The organism is Methylotenera sp. L2L1 (assembly GCF_000744605.1).
Classification (GTDB): domain Bacteria; phylum Pseudomonadota; class Gammaproteobacteria; order Burkholderiales; family Methylophilaceae; genus Methylotenera.
Genome location: NZ_JQMG01000001.1, coordinates 1,062,342 through 1,080,072, shown reverse-complemented (window position 1 = coordinate 1,080,072; position 17,731 = coordinate 1,062,342). Strand labels below are relative to the sequence as shown.

The 17,731-nt window shown below is 45.8% G+C and carries 8 protein-coding genes, 2 tRNA genes and 5 rRNA genes; 7 read left to right on the top strand and 8 right to left on the bottom strand.

What is annotated here, in order from left to right:
• Window positions 1-2: 2 nt before the first annotated feature.
• From FG24_RS05045 to FG24_RS05015, 7 genes are all read left to right on the top strand, one after another.
• Window positions 3-227, top strand: a complete 225-nt coding sequence (locus tag FG24_RS05045) for a YezD family protein (RefSeq protein WP_036301692.1) — start codon at window positions 3-5, stop codon at window positions 225-227.
• A 72-nt stretch (window positions 228-299) separates the two neighbouring features.
• The gene (locus tag FG24_RS05040) at window positions 300-1,994 is read left to right on the top strand and encodes an alginate export family protein (protein WP_036301690.1); all 1,695 of its coding nucleotides are present in this window, start codon (window positions 300-302) and stop codon (window positions 1,992-1,994) included.
• Window positions 1,995-2,021: 27 nt separating this feature from the next.
• Window positions 2,022-3,029, top strand: coding sequence for a sulfate ABC transporter substrate-binding protein (locus FG24_RS05035; RefSeq protein ID WP_036301689.1), 1,008 nt, complete (start codon window positions 2,022-2,024; stop codon window positions 3,027-3,029).
• A 41-nt stretch (window positions 3,030-3,070) separates the two neighbouring features.
• Window positions 3,071-3,946 (top strand): EAL domain-containing protein, encoded by an 876-nt coding sequence (locus FG24_RS05030; RefSeq protein ID WP_036301688.1) that lies wholly within the window; start codon window positions 3,071-3,073, stop codon window positions 3,944-3,946.
• Window positions 3,947-4,076: 130 nt separating this feature from the next.
• On the top strand, window positions 4,077-4,907 hold the full coding sequence (gene cysT, locus FG24_RS05025) for a sulfate ABC transporter permease subunit CysT (RefSeq protein WP_036301686.1): 831 nt from the start codon (window positions 4,077-4,079) through the stop codon (window positions 4,905-4,907).
• 39 nt (window positions 4,908-4,946) lie between these two features.
• Window positions 4,947-5,837: a sulfate ABC transporter permease subunit CysW gene (gene cysW, locus FG24_RS05020; protein WP_036301684.1), complete on the top strand. Its 891-nt coding sequence runs from the start codon at window positions 4,947-4,949 to the stop codon at window positions 5,835-5,837.
• Between the two features lie 52 nt (window positions 5,838-5,889).
• Window positions 5,890-6,951: a sulfate/molybdate ABC transporter ATP-binding protein gene (locus FG24_RS05015; protein ID WP_036301683.1), complete on the top strand. Its 1,062-nt coding sequence runs from the start codon at window positions 5,890-5,892 to the stop codon at window positions 6,949-6,951.
• A gap of 32 nt (window positions 6,952-6,983) precedes the next feature.
• On the opposite strand, the gene FG24_RS05010 is transcribed toward FG24_RS05015, so the two are convergent.
• The 8 genes from FG24_RS05010 to FG24_RS04975 form a co-directional block, all read right to left on the bottom strand.
• Window positions 6,984-7,916 (bottom strand): GGDEF domain-containing protein, encoded by a 933-nt coding sequence (locus FG24_RS05010; RefSeq protein ID WP_036301682.1) that lies wholly within the window; start codon window positions 7,914-7,916, stop codon window positions 6,984-6,986.
• 367 nt (window positions 7,917-8,283) lie between these two features.
• Window positions 8,284-8,397 (bottom strand): 5S ribosomal RNA (gene rrf / locus FG24_RS05005).
• Between the two features lie 202 nt (window positions 8,398-8,599).
• Window positions 8,600-11,492: ribosomal RNA gene (locus tag FG24_RS05000) — 23S ribosomal RNA — on the bottom strand.
• 394 nt (window positions 11,493-11,886) lie between these two features.
• A tRNA-Ala gene (locus FG24_RS04995) sits at window positions 11,887-11,962 on the bottom strand.
• A gap of 15 nt (window positions 11,963-11,977) precedes the next feature.
• Window positions 11,978-12,054, bottom strand: a tRNA-Ile gene (locus FG24_RS04990).
• Between the two features lie 103 nt (window positions 12,055-12,157).
• Window positions 12,158-13,695, bottom strand: a 16S ribosomal RNA gene (locus FG24_RS04985).
• A 583-nt stretch (window positions 13,696-14,278) separates the two neighbouring features.
• Window positions 14,279-14,392 (bottom strand): 5S ribosomal RNA (gene rrf, locus FG24_RS04980).
• A 202-nt stretch (window positions 14,393-14,594) separates the two neighbouring features.
• Window positions 14,595-17,487, bottom strand: a 23S ribosomal RNA gene (locus FG24_RS04975).
• The 16S, 23S and 5S rRNA genes sit together here with 2 tRNA genes alongside, the layout of an rRNA operon.
• Window positions 17,488-17,731: the final 244 nt, after the last annotated feature.

Here is a 17,731-nt window from a genome sequence, read left to right as displayed (position 1 = left end):
ATATGACAAGCAAGCTAATCACACAAAATGTTACTCAAGAGATTTTACGTACTGTTGAAAATCTTAAGCATGGCACTGGATTTGGCTCAGTTGAGATCATCGTACATGAAGGCCGCGTGACACAGATTGAGAAAAGAGAAAGGCAACGCTTTAGTCAAGGCAAGCCAAGCTTACACAAAGGAAATACGTCTACTGCACTGAACACAATCAACAGTGAAGCGACTTAAATAATAATTCATTAGGCTTGTACTGGACAACCAAAGCGCAACCCTACTTAGCATTGAAATAAAAGGAACATCATGCAAACTAAAAGTAATCTTTCATTGAGTAAAAAGCTAGCAAAGCCTTTACTAATAAGCGGCCTATTTCTTAGCGGTAGTTTTGCATACGCTAATGAAGCTGAAATCAAACTTGCTGAAAACACTCAGCAAGCAGCGAGTAGTGTTGAAGACTTAGAGCAACAAGCGAAAGTAAAAGCACGTTTAAATGAAATCGCTGCAGAAGCAAAAGCGGCTGCAAAAGCCACAAACGGCTATTACGTAGAACGTAGAAGTTACGGAACGCAAAAAGAATCAGAGCCGCCACGTTACGTTAAACAAGCCAATAAAACTTGGTTGAAGGATTACGATGCTTTCAATGATGTGAACTGGTTAGATTTAGGTTTGGAATACCGTGCGCGTTATGAACATCGTGATAACGATTTTCGTCGCGCCGATGAAAATGTCGATGATCCATTGCTATTGCGTACACGCGCTTATGTTGGTGTGAAAGAGATTTTGGATCCGTTGCGTTTTGCTGTTGAAGTGCAAGACTCTCGCCGCAACCATGGCGACTACTCTCGTAGCTACGATACACGCGATGTGAATCAAGCCGATATTTTACAAGGTTATCTTGAGTTGCATTTCAAAGAGTCCATTTTTGGCAAAGATGACCTAGGCAATAATCGCCCATTCTGGGTTCGTGGCGGCCGCTTGGCTTGGGAGTCACTGGATCGTCGCTTGATCGCACGTAACGAATGGCGCAACACAACTAACACGTTCCAAGGCGTACGTGCCAACATTGGCGAAAAGAAGAATGATTGGCAATTAGAAGCGTTTGCCGTTAAGCCAGTGCAGCGCTTTACCCGCAGCCTAGATGAAGTAGATCACTCACAAGATTTTTATGGTGTTATCGGTGACTGGCGCGGCTGGTCTGAATATGTCACTTTGCAACCTTACTACTTTTTGCTGAAGCAAGACGGTAACAAGGTTAAATACAATTCTAACGGCCAAGAGCTAACAGGCGCAACACTCAGCTCGGCTCAAATCGACCGTAAGATTCACACCGCTGGCTTACGCGCTTATGGTGCTTTTAATTCTGGCTGGGACTACGACACTAGCTACGTTAAACAATGGGGCAACCAAGATCGCTTCTTGAGTAACATATTGGGTAGCATCAATGTAGACCACGAGGCTTACTCATATGGTGCCGAAGTGGGATACACCTTTAAAAATTCTTGGAAGCCTAGGGTAAGTGCTTACTATGGCGTAGCGACTGGTGATAGCACTCCAGCGACAGGCACAGACCGTACTGACAGCCAGCGCTTTGAACGTTTATTCGGCTTCGCCCGCCCTTGGTCTAACAATGACTATATCCAGATGGAAAACATCAGAACACCTAAGTTGCACTTGGAGTTTGAGCCGAAAGTGTCTTTCCTAGAGAACGTTAAAGTGGACACGAGCTTCAGCTGGTACCGTTTGGATGATTCATCTGATCGCTGGCAAGCTGGTAACAACCTTCGTGACAGAACTGGTGCTAGTGGCAACGATTTAGGTAAAGAAGTTGACTTACGTGTGCGCTTCCCAATCAACCAATATGCGTCACTGAACATTGGCTACGCACATTTTTGGGGTGGCGATTTCGTAAAAGAGAATGCTCGCAAAGTTGCAGGTGAGGCTAATCGTAATGACTCATCCGATTTCTTCTACACCGAGTTAACCGTATTAGGCTTTTAATCATTAGAAAACTAGAAAGAAAATACCATGCAAACATTTAAACACTTAAAGAAAGCCTTGTTGATTAGCGCGCTGTTTGTGCCGCTAGCCAGCTGGGCTGCAGATATCGCTTTATTAAACGTATCTTACGATCCAACCCGCGAGCTTTATGTTGATTACAACAAAGCATTTGCAAGCTACTGGAAAGCTAAAACTGGCGATAACGTCACCATCAAACAATCCCACGGCGGTTCAGGTAAACAAGCGCGGGCTGTGATTGATGGACTTCCTGCCGATGTGGTAACGCTCGCTCTGTCTTACGATATTGATGAGATTAGCGCCAAAGCTAAGCTTATCCCTAAGGATTGGCAAAAACGCTTAACGCACAATAGCTCACCGTATAGCTCTACCATTGTGTTATTGGTGCGCAAAGGTAATCCTAAAAACATTAAAGACTGGAATGATTTGATTAAACCAGGTGTTTCAGTGATTACCCCTAACCCTAAAACATCTGGCGGTGCACGTTGGAATTATTTAGCGGCGTATGCCTATGCACTTAAGCAAAACAACAATGACGATGCAAAGGCACGCGAGTTTGTAGGAAAACTCTTTAAAAACGTACCGGTACTTGATAGTGGCGCACGTGGATCTACCACGACCTTTGTAGAGCGCGGCATTGGCGATGTATTTATCTCTTGGGAAAATGAAGCATTCTTAGCGCAAAAAGAACTTGGTCCAGACAAGTTTGAAATTGTCATCCCATCTTTATCTATTTTGGCTGAGCCACCTGTCACCATTATCGACAAAACTGTTGATAAGCGCAAAACACGCACAGTGGCACAAGCTTATTTAGAGTATTTATATAGCGAAGAGGGTCAAGAGATTGCCGCTAAAAACTACTACCGCCCGACACTAGCATCTGTCGCTGCTAAATATGAGAAGCAATTTCCTAAAGTCAACTTAATCAAGATTGATGATGTATTTGGCGGCTGGCAAAAAGCCCAAAAAACGCACTTCTCTGATGGCGGTACATTTGATCAGATTTACCAAAAGTAACCACCAGCTCGCCTGCTTTAATGTTTTAAAAGGATATAAAAATGACAGCACCAACCAACGCAACTTCACCGATTGAGCAATTAAGATTGCAACTAAAAGAGTCTCTGTTTTTAGATTTAGATGACTATGGCTTAGTTGAGCAATCAACCGGTGAATTTAACAGTACGTTTTTAGGCGTTCAATTAAACACTGCATTTCAACCTATTTATGACATAGCAGCAGGCGACTTAATCGGTCACGAAGCATTATTACGCCCATCACTTGGAGGCGAACTGACAAGCACGCCAGAGTTCGCCTTCACTTATGCCGAGCAAACAGGAAAACTAGTACAGTTTGACCGTGTTGCCCGAACATTACATGTACTTAACTTTAAACAAATTTATGCAGAGAACGGGTTACTGTTTCTGAACGTTCACCCTAAACTGCTAGTTTCAGTGAATACGCACGGCAAAGTATTCGAGCGCATATTACATGCCAATTCGGTCCCTACTCACCGGGTCGTCATTGAAATCAAAGAAAGTGAAATTGAACAAGACAAACAGCTGTCAGAAGCCATCGACAACTATCGTGATAGAGCATATCGAATTGCTATTGACGGCTTTGGCGGTAAAAAGTCCCACATTGATCGCCTCTGGAAACTATCTCCTGATTTTGTTAAGTTAGACTTAAGCATCATTCAGCAAGCCGAAGGCAACCACCGCGTACAGAAAATACTGCCAGGCTTAATTAACTTAATTAAAGAAAGTGGCGCACAAGCCATCGTCACGGGCATTGAAACACAAGCGCAGCTTGATATTGCAATTGAATCAGGCGGATTATTCGTTCAAGGCTACTTCTTAGCAAGACCCGTCAACGCCAAGGCACTTCAACCATCATTGGCACTTAACAAGCTAGCCTCACTCAACAAGGCTGCATAAACACGCCACGTATCGACTACCTAACACATAATTAAATACCATTTAATTATATAAAAATAACAAAATATTATTTAATTGTTATTTAGCTATCGGTTACATTATCACGCGCTTACAACAGATTTAGAAGACTATGGCTAAACAAAAAAACATCCTACCAGGCTTTAATTTATCACTCGGCTTTACGATATTTTATTTAAGCCTGATTGTACTTATTCCATTATCGGCTGCCTTTATTAAGACGACAGAGTTATCCATACCAGAGTTTTGGGAGGTCATTACTGCGCCACGCGTAGTGGCATCTTACAAGCTAACGTTTGGGGCATCATTTATCGCTGCCATCATCAATGCTGTATTCGGTTTACTGACAGCATGGGTATTAGTTCGCTATCCATTCTCAGGTAAAAAATTTATAGATGCGTTAGTGGATTTACCCTTTGCCTTACCTACTGCAGTAGCAGGCATTGCGTTAACAGCCGTTTATTCTGGTAACGGCTGGATTGGGTCATGGTTAGAACCATTAGGCATCAAAGTCGCCTTCACACCAATCGGCGTAATTGTTGCCCTTACCTTTATTGGCTTACCGTTTGTTGTGCGCACGGTACAACCTGTACTAGAAGACCTAGAAGCCGAAACAGAAGAGGCCGCAGCTAGCTTAGGGGCGAATCGCTGGCAGACCTTTAGCAAAATCATATTCCCAGCAATCTGGCCTGCTCTGCTGACCGGTTTTGCATTAGCTTTTGCGCGTGCGATTGGTGAGTATGGTTCAGTGATATTTATCGCAGGCAATATGCCCATGGTGTCTGAAATCACGCCACTCATCATCATTACAAAACTAGAGCAATACGACTATGCTGGTGCTACAGCAGTTGCCGTAGTCATGTTGGTGATTTCATTCCTGCTGTTATTCGCGATTAACGGTTTGCAATGGTGGTCAAATCGTCAGCGCATTGCAGCACGGTAAGCTATTTCACATTCCCAATAAATTTATATTAGGTCATTTATGTCAGGTATCACACCATCACAATATAGCAGCTATCACAGCAAAGTAGCGCGAAGTCGCGCTACCTCTGAGCCGATATGGATACGCTATGCATTAACCACCATTGCCCTAAGTTTTTTAGCCTTATTTCTATTTGTGCCGTTAGCAGCGGTGTTTACTGAGGCTTTGCGCAAAGGCTTTGATACCTACATTACGGCATTAATCGATCCTGATGCATTGTCTGCAGTTAAACTCACCTTTATTGCAGCACTTATCGCAGTTCCGCTAAATCTGGTATTTGGTGTTGCCGCTGCATGGGCCATTGCCAAGTTCGAATTTAAAGGCAAAAGCATTCTTATCACTTTAATTGACTTACCGTTTGCGGTATCACCAGTGATTGCCGGCTTAATTTATGTGCTAATTTTTGGGCTACAGGGCTGGTTTGGCTCAGCACTAGTCGATAACGACATTAAAGTCATCTTTGCGATACCAGGCATCGTCTTGGCTACGATATTTGTTACTTTTCCATTTGTCGCTAGAGAGTTAATTCCATTGATGCAAGCTCAGGGAAAAGATGAAGAAGAAGCAGGGCTGGTATTAGGTGCTTCCGGCTGGCAGATTCTATGGCGCATTACGCTACCGAATGTGAAGTGGGGCTTGTTATACGGGGTGATTCTTACCAACGCACGCGCAATGGGCGAGTTTGGTGCTGTTTCGGTCGTCTCTGGACACATTCGCGGCATGACTAACACCCTGCCACTGCATGTAGAGATTTTATACAACGAATATAACTATGCAGCTGCATTTGCTGTTGCCTCATTACTTGCCTTACTAGCGTTAGTCACGTTGGCACTCAAAACTTTTGTCGAGTGGCAAGTTGCACGCAATGCGAGCAATAACGAAGCTGCTTAAGGACCATGTTTAATCGCGAGCTATCGCACTATCATCATATTGGAACACAACCATGAGTATAGAAATACGTAATATTAGAAAGAATTTTGGCCAGTTTAGCGTACTGAATGATGTGAGCCTAGACGTACCTAGCGGCGAGTTAGTTGCATTGCTAGGCCCGTCAGGTTGCGGTAAAACAACATTACTACGCATCATTGCAGGCTTAGAAACACCAGACTCAGGCAATATCTTATTTTATGGTAACGATGCAACAGAGCGTCAGGTGCGTGAGCGTGAAGTCGGTTTTGTATTTCAACACTATGCATTATTCCGCCACATGACTGTCTTTGAGAATGTGGCATTTGGCTTACGTGTGCGGCCTAAGCATACTCGCCCATCAGATGCAGAAATTAAACGCCGCGTGCACGAACTCTTAGCACTTGTGCAATTAGATTGGCTTGCGGATCGTTACCCACCACAATTATCAGGTGGTCAGCGTCAACGCATCGCACTCGCTCGCGCTTTAGCAGTTGAACCTAAAGTCTTACTGCTGGATGAACCATTTGGTGCACTTGATGCAAAAGTACGTAAAGAATTGCGTCGCTGGTTACGCCGCCTACATGATGAACTGCACATCACCAGTATTTTCGTGACACATGACCAAGAAGAGGCACTAGAAGTAGCCGACCGGGTTGTCGTCATCAATAAAGGTAAAATTGAACAAATCGGTACGCCACAAGAAGTCTACGACAAACCTGTGTCACCATTTGTATATCAATTTTTAGGTAACGTGAATCAGTTCGATAGCCAAATACACGAAGGTGCTGCAAACATTGCTGGCGTCAATCTAAAGTTAGACTCGCATCATGATACGCAAAATTCGCCGGCATTAGCCTTTGTTCGCCCTCACGACATTGAAATCTACAATGCACCTAAGGAAGATCGTGTCGGCTTTGAAGCAATTGTACGCTATGTAAATGCAGTTGGCCCACTGGTTAAAGTAGAGCTAGAGCGCGCTGACCATACAGAAGTAATCGAAGCAGAACTCACACAAGAGCGCTTCCGTGAGCTAGCGCTAGTAGAAGCGCAACATGTATATATTTACCCAAGAAATGTACGTGTGTTTTTAGCGTAAGTCATTTAAAACATGAGGAAGAGCCCAAATCTTTAGGCAATACAATTTCTTCCCTTTTCTTTAGCTACATACAACTGTCTATCCACCTTAGCGATGAACTTGATAGCCTCATCGCTATGTGTGGGAATAACCGTACTAATGCCAATACTAACCGTCAGTAGCTGACTAACCAAAGATTTTTCGTGTGCGATCTGTGCTTTAAAAATAACATTACGACATCGCTCCGCTATCTTAATCGCTGCCGCTTCATCTGTTTCTGGCAAGACTAATATAAACTCTTCACCACCATACCTAGCAAAGAAATCTCGTGACCTTGTTGCAACACCACTCAGCACTTTTGCCACATGCTTCAAGCACTCATCCCCTTGAATATGCCCATAGTAATCGTTGTATTGCTTAAAATAATCAATATCTAGCATAATCAATGAAAGTGGCTGGCGGTTACGCTTAGCATTGCCCCATTCCACCTCCATCACAGAATCAAACATGCGCCGATTAAAGACGCCAGTCAATCCATCTTTGAATGAGAGTTCTTCCAACTGCTTTTGCAGCTCAATCAGCTTCTGCTCCGTGTCTTTTCTTTCAGTGATATCGAACATAAACCCAATGAGTGAATCTACCTCACCATCTTCTTTGCGCACGACATGTACAACATCGCGAATCCAAATATATTCACCGTCTTTAGTTAAAGCGCGGTAATCCGCCTCATGATCAGTCCCTGCTTTAGATTGCGCCACACAAAAATCTACAACCCAAGCCCTGTCCTCAGGATGCATTCTCGACGCCCAATCCTCTACAGTTAGCCAGCTATCAGGAGACCAGCCTAATAAAGCCTCAATTTGAGGGCCAATATAAGAAAACTGCAAAGTGCTCCAGTTTATCTTCCAAGGAATCGCTTTAGTCGACTCCAGCAACGTTTTGTAAACCGCGCTATCAGCGTCAAGATATTCGTCAGAAATGCTCATTTAAGATCCAATATGCAAGAACAACAAACGTGATCCAACTCATCACTCCAAATATGCTGCTAAAGAACCGTTTGTTGTAACCATTAAGGACATGCTGTGTCCTAAACTTATACTAGCTTTACAGGATATTAACATACCAACAATATGAGCACATACCATCGGATAAAGCACAATCTGTACTTAAAAATGAAAAGAACAGGCGTATAGCCCTTTGCTGCAGTTTGGATTGAGCTAATCCATACGAATGGAAGAAAATATGATGAGAAATAGAGACTTAGCCGACTCCGATCAAGCCGCGATGAGTCACTGATTTGACGGACATAAAAAAACCCCACTACATGCGTAATGGGGTTTTTTGGTATAAATAGCTTGGCAGTGACCTACTTTCGCATGCAAGGAGCATACTATCATTGGCGCTGGTTCGTTTCACGGCCCTGTTCGAGATGGGAAGGGGTGGTTCCAAACCGCTATGGCCGCCAAGCATAACTGGTGTCTCGCATGTTTAACCTTCAAACACACAAGCGATTATGCTGTGTTGCCGTCTCATTTTCATGAGGCGTCTGTAACAAATTGGAAGAAGTAAAGTCATCGAAGTGTTCACTTCGGTTTAAATAGGGGTATTGATTACATTATCTTACTTTAGTACAACCATAGACTCGAACATGTTCAAGTTTTAAGGTTATAGGATCAAGCCTCACGAGCAATTAGTAACGGTCAGCTTAACGCATTACTGCGCTTCCACATCCGTCCTATCAACGTCCTGGTCTCGAACGACTCTTTAGGGGGGTTAAACCCCCAGGGAAATCTCATCTCAAGGCGAGTTTCACGCTTAGATGCTTTCAGCGTTTATCTCTTCCAGATTTAGCTACCCGGCTATACCACTGGCGTGATAACCGGTCCACCAGAGATCTGTCCACTCCGGTCCTCTCGTACTAGGAGCAGGTCCCTTCAAATTTCCAACGCCCACGGCAGATAGGGACCAAACTGTCTCACGACGTTTTAAACCCAGCTCACGTACCACTTTAAATGGCGAACAGCCATACCCTTGGGACCGGCTACAGCCCCAGGATGTGATGAGCCGACATCGAGGTGCCAAACTCCCCCGTCGATATGAACTCTTGGGAGGAATCAGCCTGTTATCCCCAGAGTACCTTTTATCCGTTGAGCGATGGCCCTTCCATACAGAACCACCGGATCACTATGACCTGCTTTCGCACCTGCTCGACCTGTCCGTCTCGCAGTCAAGCAACCTTATGCCATTGCACTATCAGTACGATTTCCGACCGTACCTAGGTTACCTTCGCACTCCTCCGTTACTCTTTGGGAGGAGACCGCCCCAGTCAAACTGCCCACCATACACGGTCCCCAGTCCGGATTACGGACCTAGGTTAGAACCTCAACAACATCAGGGTGGTATTTCAAGGTTGACTCCACGACATCTAGCGACGCCGCTTCATAGTCTCCCACCTATCCTACACAAATCTTGTCAAAGTCCAATGTAAAGCTACAGTAAAGGTTCATGGGGTCTTTCCGTCTAGCCGCGGGTAGATTGCATCTTCACAAACATTTCAACTTCGCTGAGTCCCGAGAGGAGACAGTGTGGCCATCGTTACGCCATTCGTGCGGGTCGGAACTTACCCGACAAGGAATTTCGCTACCTTAGGACCGTTATAGTTACGGCCGCCGTTTACTGGGACTTCAATCAAGAGCTTGCACCCCATCATTTAATCTTCCAGCACCGGGCAGGCGTCACACCCTATACGTCCACTTTCGTGTTTGCAGAGTGCTGTGTTTTTATTAAACAGTCGCAGCCACCTTTTCACTGCAACCCCATCGGCCTTCGAGAGTAAATCTCTACAACCTACCGGGGCGCACCTTCTCCCGAAGTTACGGTGCTAATTTGCCGAGTTCCTTCTCCCGGGTTCTCTCAAGCGCCTTAGAATTCTCATCCTACCCACCTGTGTCGGTTTGCGGTACGGTCTCTATACAACTGAAGCTTAGTGGCTTTTCTTGGAAGCATGGTATCAATCACTTCACGTACAAGTACGCTCGTTATCACGCCTCAGCATTGACTCTCCGGATTTGCCTAAAGAATCTGCCTACACGCTTGAACCGGGACATCCAACACCCGGCTGACCTAACCTTCTCCGTCCCCACATCGCATTGTATACAGGTACAGGAATATTAACCTGTTTCCCATCAGCTACGCATCTCTGCCTCACCTTAGGGGCCGACTCACCCTGCGCCGATGAACGTTGCGCAGGAAACCTTGGGTTTTCGGCGAGGGAGCTTTTCACTCCCTTTATCGCTACTCATGTCAGCATTCGCACTTCTGATACCTCCAGCATTCCTCACAGAACACCTTCGCAGGCCTACAGAACGCTCTCCTACCATGCATACATTCCGAAGAATGTAGCATCCGAAGCTTCGGTTACGTGCTTAGCCCCGTTACATCTTCCGCGCAGGACGACTCGACCAGTGAGCTATTACGCTTTCTTTAAATGATGGCTGCTTCTAAGCCAACATCCTGGCTGTCTATGCCTTCCCACTTCGTTTTCCACTTAGCACGTCATTTGGGACCTTAGCTGTCGGTCTGGGTTGTTTCCCTCTTGACCACGGACGTTAGCACCCATGGTCTGTCTCCCGTAATTGCATTTCTCAGTATTCGGAGTTTGCAATGGTTTGGTAAGTTCTTATGAACCCCCTAGCCATAACAGTGCTCTACCCCCGAGAATGATATACGAGGCACTACCTAAATAGTTTTCGGAGAGAACCAGCTATTTCCAAGTTTGTTTAGCCTTTCACCCCTATCCACAGCTCATCCCCAAATTTTTCAACATTTGTGGGTTCGGACCTCCAGTACCTGTTACGGCACCTTCATCCTGGCCATGGATAGATCACTTGGTTTCGGGTCTACACCCAGCAACTAGACGCCCTATTCGGACTCGCTTTCGCTACGCCTCCCCTATCGGTTAAGCTTGCTACTGAATGTAAGTCGCTGACCCATTATACAAAAGGTACGCAGTCACGGAACAAGTCCGCTCCCACTGTTTGTATGCATACGGTTTCAGGATCTATTTCACTCCCCTCCCGGGGTTCTTTTCGCCTTTCCCTCACGGTACTGGTTCACTATCGGTCGATTACGAGTATTTAGCCTTGGAGGATGGTCCCCCCATGTTCAGACAAGGTTTCTCGTGCCCCGCCCTACTTGTCGTTACCCTAGTTCCACACACGGGATTTCGTATAAGGGGCTATCACCCTCTATGGCCGGACTTTCCATTCCGTTCTACTATCGCATGTGCTAAAAATAACAGGCTATTCCATGTTCGCTCGCCACTACTTACGGAATCTCGGTTGATTTCTTTTCCTCGAGCTACTTAGATGTTTCAGTTCACTCGGTTTGCCACCATCTCCCTATATATTCAGGAGCGGTTACCCTTGCGGGTGGGTTTCCCCATTCGGACATTTCCGGATCAAAGCTTATTTGCCAGCTCCCCGAAACTTTACGCAGGCTATCACGTCCTTCATCGCCTGTAATCGCCAAGGCATCCACCATATGCACTTATTCGCTTGATCCTATAACGTTAAAACCTGAACCCTTTTTAAATTCAGATCTCATGATGCATGAGACATCCGTCATAGGTGTTTCTAAAGCAACTTTGTCATTATTCCAAGGTTATAGAATAATGACTGGTTTATCTTACTTCGCTTGTTTTGCTTAATTTAATAAGCTTAAGAACTTTCATTCTTGAAACTGAGCAGAAGCAAAATGTTTCGATTTTGCAATCAATTACTACCCATTTTGAATACACACATATCATCACAATAATGTGTACTCACTTTACTTCTTCCATTTTGTTAAAGAACAGTCTAGTTAAAAACTAGAAGTAAAGATTCATCATGAACACTTACTTCTAATTTCTTACTCACAACATCAATGCTACCGTTTATATTTTATTGAATAAAATATTGGTGGAGGATAACGGGATCGAACCGTTGACCCCCTGCTTGCAAAGCAGGTGCTCTCCCAGCTGAGCTAATCCCCCATTTTCAGGTGAATCTGGTGGGTCTGGATGGACTCGAACCATCGACCCCCGCCTTATCAAGACGGTGCTCTAACCAGCTGAGCTACAGACCCTCAAGGTTTACTAGCGTTTCCGCCAATGTTTGGTCAATCATTGATGCTGCTGACTACTAACAACTGATAAGTGTGAATGCTTGCAAAGTAAAGACGTCTCTAGAAAGGAGGTGATCCAGCCGCACCTTCCGATACGGCTACCTTGTTACGACTTCACCCCAGTCATGAATACTACCGTGGTAATCGTCCTCCTTGCGGTTAGACTAACTACTTCTGGTAAAACCCACTCCCATGGTGTGACGGGCGGTGTGTACAAGGCCCGGGAACGTATTCACCGCGACATGCTGATCCGCGATTACTAGCGATTCCGACTTCATGTAGTCGAGTTGCAGACTACAATCCGGACTACGATCGGCTTTCTGGGATTGGCTCCACCTCGCGGCTTGGCAACCCTCTGTACCGACCATTGTATTACGTGTGAAGCCCTGGCCATAAGGGCCATGAGGACTTGACGTCATCCCCACCTTCCTCCGGTTTGTCACCGGCAGTCCCATTAAAGTGCCCAACTAAATGATGGCAATTAATGGCAAGGGTTGCGCTCGTTGCGGGACTTAACCCAACATCTCACGACACGAGCTGACGACAGCCATGCAGCACCTGTGTTAACGTTCTCTTTCGAGCACCAATCCATCTCTGGAAAGTTCGTTACATGTCAAGGCCAGGTAAGGTTTTTCGCGTTGCATCGAATTAATCCACATAATCCACCGCTTGTGCGGGCCCCCGTCAATTCCTTTGAGTTTTAATCTTGCGACCGTACTCCCCAGGCGGTCTACTTCACGCGTTAGCTGCGTTACTCATGGATTTTACTCCACCAACAACTAGTAGACATCGTTTAGGGCGTGGACTACCAGGGTATCTAATCCTGTTTGCTCCCCACGCTTTCGTGCATGAGCGTCAATATTATCCCAGGGGGCTGCCTTCGCCATTGGTATTCCTCCACATCTCTACGCATTTCACTGCTACACGTGGAATTCTACCCCCCTCTGACATATTCTAGTCTTGTAGTTTCAAACGCAGTTCCCAAGTTGAGCTCGGGGATTTCACATCTGACTTACAAAACCGCCTGCGCACGCTTTACGCCCAGTAATTCCGATTAACGCTTGCACCCTACGTATTACCGCGGCTGCTGGCACGTAGTTAGCCGGTGCTTCTTATCAAGGTACCGTCATTAACACAGTTTATTGGACTGCATCGTTTCTTCCCTTGCGAAAGAGCTTTACAACCCGAAGGCCTTCTTCACTCACGCGGAATGGCTGGATCAGGCTTTCGCCCATTGTCCAAAATTCCCCACTGCTGCCTCCCGTAGGAGTCTGGACCGTGTCTCAGTTCCAGTGTGGCTGGTCGTCCTCTCAGACCAGCTACTGATCGTCGCCTTGGTGAGCTTTTACCTCACCAACTAGCTAATCAGATATCGGCCGCTCCATTAACGCAAGGTCCGAAGATCCCCTGCTTTCCCCCGTAGGGCGTATGCGGTATTAGCCAACCTTTCGATTAGTTATCCCCCATTATTGGATACGTTCCGATACATTACTCACCCGTTCGCCACTAATCATTCTAGCAAGCTAGAAATCATCGTTCGACTTGCATGTGTAAAGCATTCCGCCAGCGTTCAATCTGAGCCAGGATCAAACTCTTCAGTTTAATTTCTGACTATTACTTTTTCCTCTTGCGAGGTGGTTATTTCGCTTTTGCTTTATTACTTAAGATAATTAAGTAATGACTCAAATTCATTGTCAAGGTTTGTATTACTACAATCTTGTCATAAATTTAAGTGTAAGCACTTGTTTTTCTGAGTCTGATCTTAATACCAATCAACTAAGTTAAATTTTAATGTAAACACTAAAACAAGTTAGTTGCGATTAAGTCAGCTGCTTTATTCACAAGCACCCACACTTATCAGTTGTTATATTGTTAAAGAACTTTTTGTTTCCGTCGTTACGCTTTGCGTTAACGAGGTGCGCATTATACAGAGCTTTTACCGCTCGTCAACCTTAATTTTGTAATATTTACTCATTAAAATTAACCGTACTTTTTACTGCGCCTTCTACTATCTACTGCTTTTTCGCTAACAGTGTTTCGTCAGCGAGGTGCGCATTCTACAGAGGTTTTAATTCTGGTCAACCCCTAATTTCAATCTGTTACATAATTGTTACATTTGAAAATCAAGGTCTCACACAAATAGGAACGCCCCGTCATTTTTATGACGGGGCGTTTGATATAAATAGCTTGGCAGTGACCTACTTTCGCATGCAAGGAGCATACTATCATTGGCGCTGGTTCGTTTCACGGCCCTGTTCGAGATGGGAAGGGGTGGTTCCAAACCGCTATGGCCGCCAAGCATAACTGGTGTCTCGCATGTTTAACCTTCAAACACACAAGCGATTATGCTGTGTTGCCGTCTCATTTTCATGAGGCGTCTGTAACAAATTGGAAGAAGTAAAGTCATCGAAGTGTTCACTTCGGTTTAAATAGGGGTATTGATTACATTATCTTACTTTAGTACAACCATAGACTCGAACATGTTCAAGTTTTAAGGTTATAGGATCAAGCCTCACGAGCAATTAGTAACGGTCAGCTTAACGCATTACTGCGCTTCCACATCCGTCCTATCAACGTCCTGGTCTCGAACGACTCTTTAGGGGGGTTAAACCCCCAGGGAAATCTCATCTCAAGGCGAGTTTCACGCTTAGATGCTTTCAGCGTTTATCTCTTCCAGATTTAGCTACCCGGCTATACCACTGGCGTGATAACCGGTCCACCAGAGATCTGTCCACTCCGGTCCTCTCGTACTAGGAGCAGGTCCCTTCAAATTTCCAACGCCCACGGCAGATAGGGACCAAACTGTCTCACGACGTTTTAAACCCAGCTCACGTACCACTTTAAATGGCGAACAGCCATACCCTTGGGACCGGCTACAGCCCCAGGATGTGATGAGCCGACATCGAGGTGCCAAACTCCCCCGTCGATATGAACTCTTGGGAGGAATCAGCCTGTTATCCCCAGAGTACCTTTTATCCGTTGAGCGATGGCCCTTCCATACAGAACCACCGGATCACTATGACCTGCTTTCGCACCTGCTCGACCTGTCCGTCTCGCAGTCAAGCAACCTTATGCCATTGCACTATCAGTACGATTTCCGACCGTACCTAGGTTACCTTCGCACTCCTCCGTTACTCTTTGGGAGGAGACCGCCCCAGTCAAACTGCCCACCATACACGGTCCCCAGTCCGGATTACGGACCTAGGTTAGAACCTCAACAACATCAGGGTGGTATTTCAAGGTTGACTCCACGACATCTAGCGACGCCGCTTCATAGTCTCCCACCTATCCTACACAAATCTTGTCAAAGTCCAATGTAAAGCTACAGTAAAGGTTCATGGGGTCTTTCCGTCTAGCCGCGGGTAGATTGCATCTTCACAAACATTTCAACTTCGCTGAGTCCCGAGAGGAGACAGTGTGGCCATCGTTACGCCATTCGTGCGGGTCGGAACTTACCCGACAAGGAATTTCGCTACCTTAGGACCGTTATAGTTACGGCCGCCGTTTACTGGGACTTCAATCAAGAGCTTGCACCCCATCATTTAATCTTCCAGCACCGGGCAGGCGTCACACCCTATACGTCCACTTTCGTGTTTGCAGAGTGCTGTGTTTTTATTAAACAGTCGCAGCCACCTTTTCACTGCAACCCCATCGGCCTTCGAGAGTAAATCTCTACAACCTACCGGGGCGCACCTTCTCCCGAAGTTACGGTGCTAATTTGCCGAGTTCCTTCTCCCGGGTTCTCTCAAGCGCCTTAGAATTCTCATCCTACCCACCTGTGTCGGTTTGCGGTACGGTCTCTATACAACTGAAGCTTAGTGGCTTTTCTTGGAAGCATGGTATCAATCACTTCACGTACAAGTACGCTCGTTATCACGCCTCAGCATTGACTCTCCGGATTTGCCTAAAGAATCTGCCTACACGCTTGAACCGGGACATCCAACACCCGGCTGACCTAACCTTCTCCGTCCCCACATCGCATTGTATACAGGTACAGGAATATTAACCTGTTTCCCATCAGCTACGCATCTCTGCCTCACCTTAGGGGCCGACTCACCCTGCGCCGATGAACGTTGCGCAGGAAACCTTGGGTTTTCGGCGAGGGAGCTTTTCACTCCCTTTATCGCTACTCATGTCAGCATTCGCACTTCTGATACCTCCAGCATTCCTCACAGAACACCTTCGCAGGCCTACAGAACGCTCTCCTACCATGCATACATTCCGAAGAATGTAGCATCCGAAGCTTCGGTTACGTGCTTAGCCCCGTTACATCTTCCGCGCAGGACGACTCGACCAGTGAGCTATTACGCTTTCTTTAAATGATGGCTGCTTCTAAGCCAACATCCTGGCTGTCTATGCCTTCCCACTTCGTTTTCCACTTAGCACGTCATTTGGGACCTTAGCTGTCGGTCTGGGTTGTTTCCCTCTTGACCACGGACGTTAGCACCCATGGTCTGTCTCCCGTAATTGCATTTCTCAGTATTCGGAGTTTGCAATGGTTTGGTAAGTTCTTATGAACCCCCTAGCCATAACAGTGCTCTACCCCCGAGAATGATATACGAGGCACTACCTAAATAGTTTTCGGAGAGAACCAGCTATTTCCAAGTTTGTTTAGCCTTTCACCCCTATCCACAGCTCATCCCCAAATTTTTCAACATTTGTGGGTTCGGACCTCCAGTACCTGTTACGGCACCTTCATCCTGGCCATGGATAGATCACTTGGTTTCGGGTCTACACCCAGCAACTAGACGCCCTATTCGGACTCGCTTTCGCTACGCCTCCCCTATCGGTTAAGCTTGCTACTGAATGTAAGTCGCTGACCCATTATACAAAAGGTACGCAGTCACGGAACAAGTCCGCTCCCACTGTTTGTATGCATACGGTTTCAGGATCTATTTCACTCCCCTCCCGGGGTTCTTTTCGCCTTTCCCTCACGGTACTGGTTCACTATCGGTCGATTACGAGTATTTAGCCTTGGAGGATGGTCCCCCCATGTTCAGACAAGGTTTCTCGTGCCCCGCCCTACTTGTCGTTACCCTAGTTCCACACACGGGATTTCGTATAAGGGGCTATCACCCTCTATGGCCGGACTTTCCATTCCGTTCTACTATCGCATGTGCTAAAAATAACAGGCTATTCCATGTTCGCTCGCCACTACTTACGGAATCTCGGTTGATTTCTTTTCCTCGAGCTACTTAGATGTTTCAGTTCACTCGGTTTGCCACCATCTCCCTATATATTCAGGAGCGGTTACCCTTGCGGGTGGGTTTCCCCATTCGGACATTTCCGGATCAAAGCTTATTTGCCAGCTCCCCGAAACTTTACGCAGGCTATCACGTCCTTCATCGCCTGTAATCGCCAAGGCATCCACCATATGCACTTATTCGCTTGATCCTATAACGTTAAAACCTGAACCCTTTTTAAATTCAGATCTCATGATGCATGAGACATCCGTCATAGGTGTTTCTAAAGCAACTTTGTCATTATTCCAAGGTTATAGAATAATGACTGGTTTATCTTACTTCGCTTGTTTTGCTTAATTTAATAAGCTTAAGAACTTTCATTCTTGAAACTGAGCAGAAGCAAAATGTTTCGATTTTGCAATCAATTACTACCCATTTTGAATACACACATATCA

What these genes read in the sequence shown, in the direction of transcription:
- FG24_RS05010 (WP_036301682.1), bottom strand. Translation starts at nt 7,916, where the DNA reads ATGAGCATTTCTGACGAATATCTTGACGCTGATAGCGCGGTTTACAAA.
- FG24_RS05035 (WP_036301689.1), top strand. Translation starts at nt 2,022, where the DNA reads ATGCAAACATTTAAACACTTAAAGAAAGCCTTGTTGATTAGCGCGCTG.
- FG24_RS05015 (WP_036301683.1), top strand. Translation starts at nt 5,890, where the DNA reads ATGAGTATAGAAATACGTAATATTAGAAAGAATTTTGGCCAGTTTAGC.
- FG24_RS05045 (WP_036301692.1), top strand. Translation starts at nt 3, where the DNA reads ATGACAAGCAAGCTAATCACACAAAATGTTACTCAAGAGATTTTACGT.
- FG24_RS05030 (WP_036301688.1), top strand. Translation starts at nt 3,071, where the DNA reads ATGACAGCACCAACCAACGCAACTTCACCGATTGAGCAATTAAGATTG.
- cysT (WP_036301686.1), top strand. Translation starts at nt 4,077, where the DNA reads ATGGCTAAACAAAAAAACATCCTACCAGGCTTTAATTTATCACTCGGC.
- cysW (WP_036301684.1), top strand. Translation starts at nt 4,947, where the DNA reads ATGTCAGGTATCACACCATCACAATATAGCAGCTATCACAGCAAAGTA.
- FG24_RS05040 (WP_036301690.1), top strand. Translation starts at nt 300, where the DNA reads ATGCAAACTAAAAGTAATCTTTCATTGAGTAAAAAGCTAGCAAAGCCT.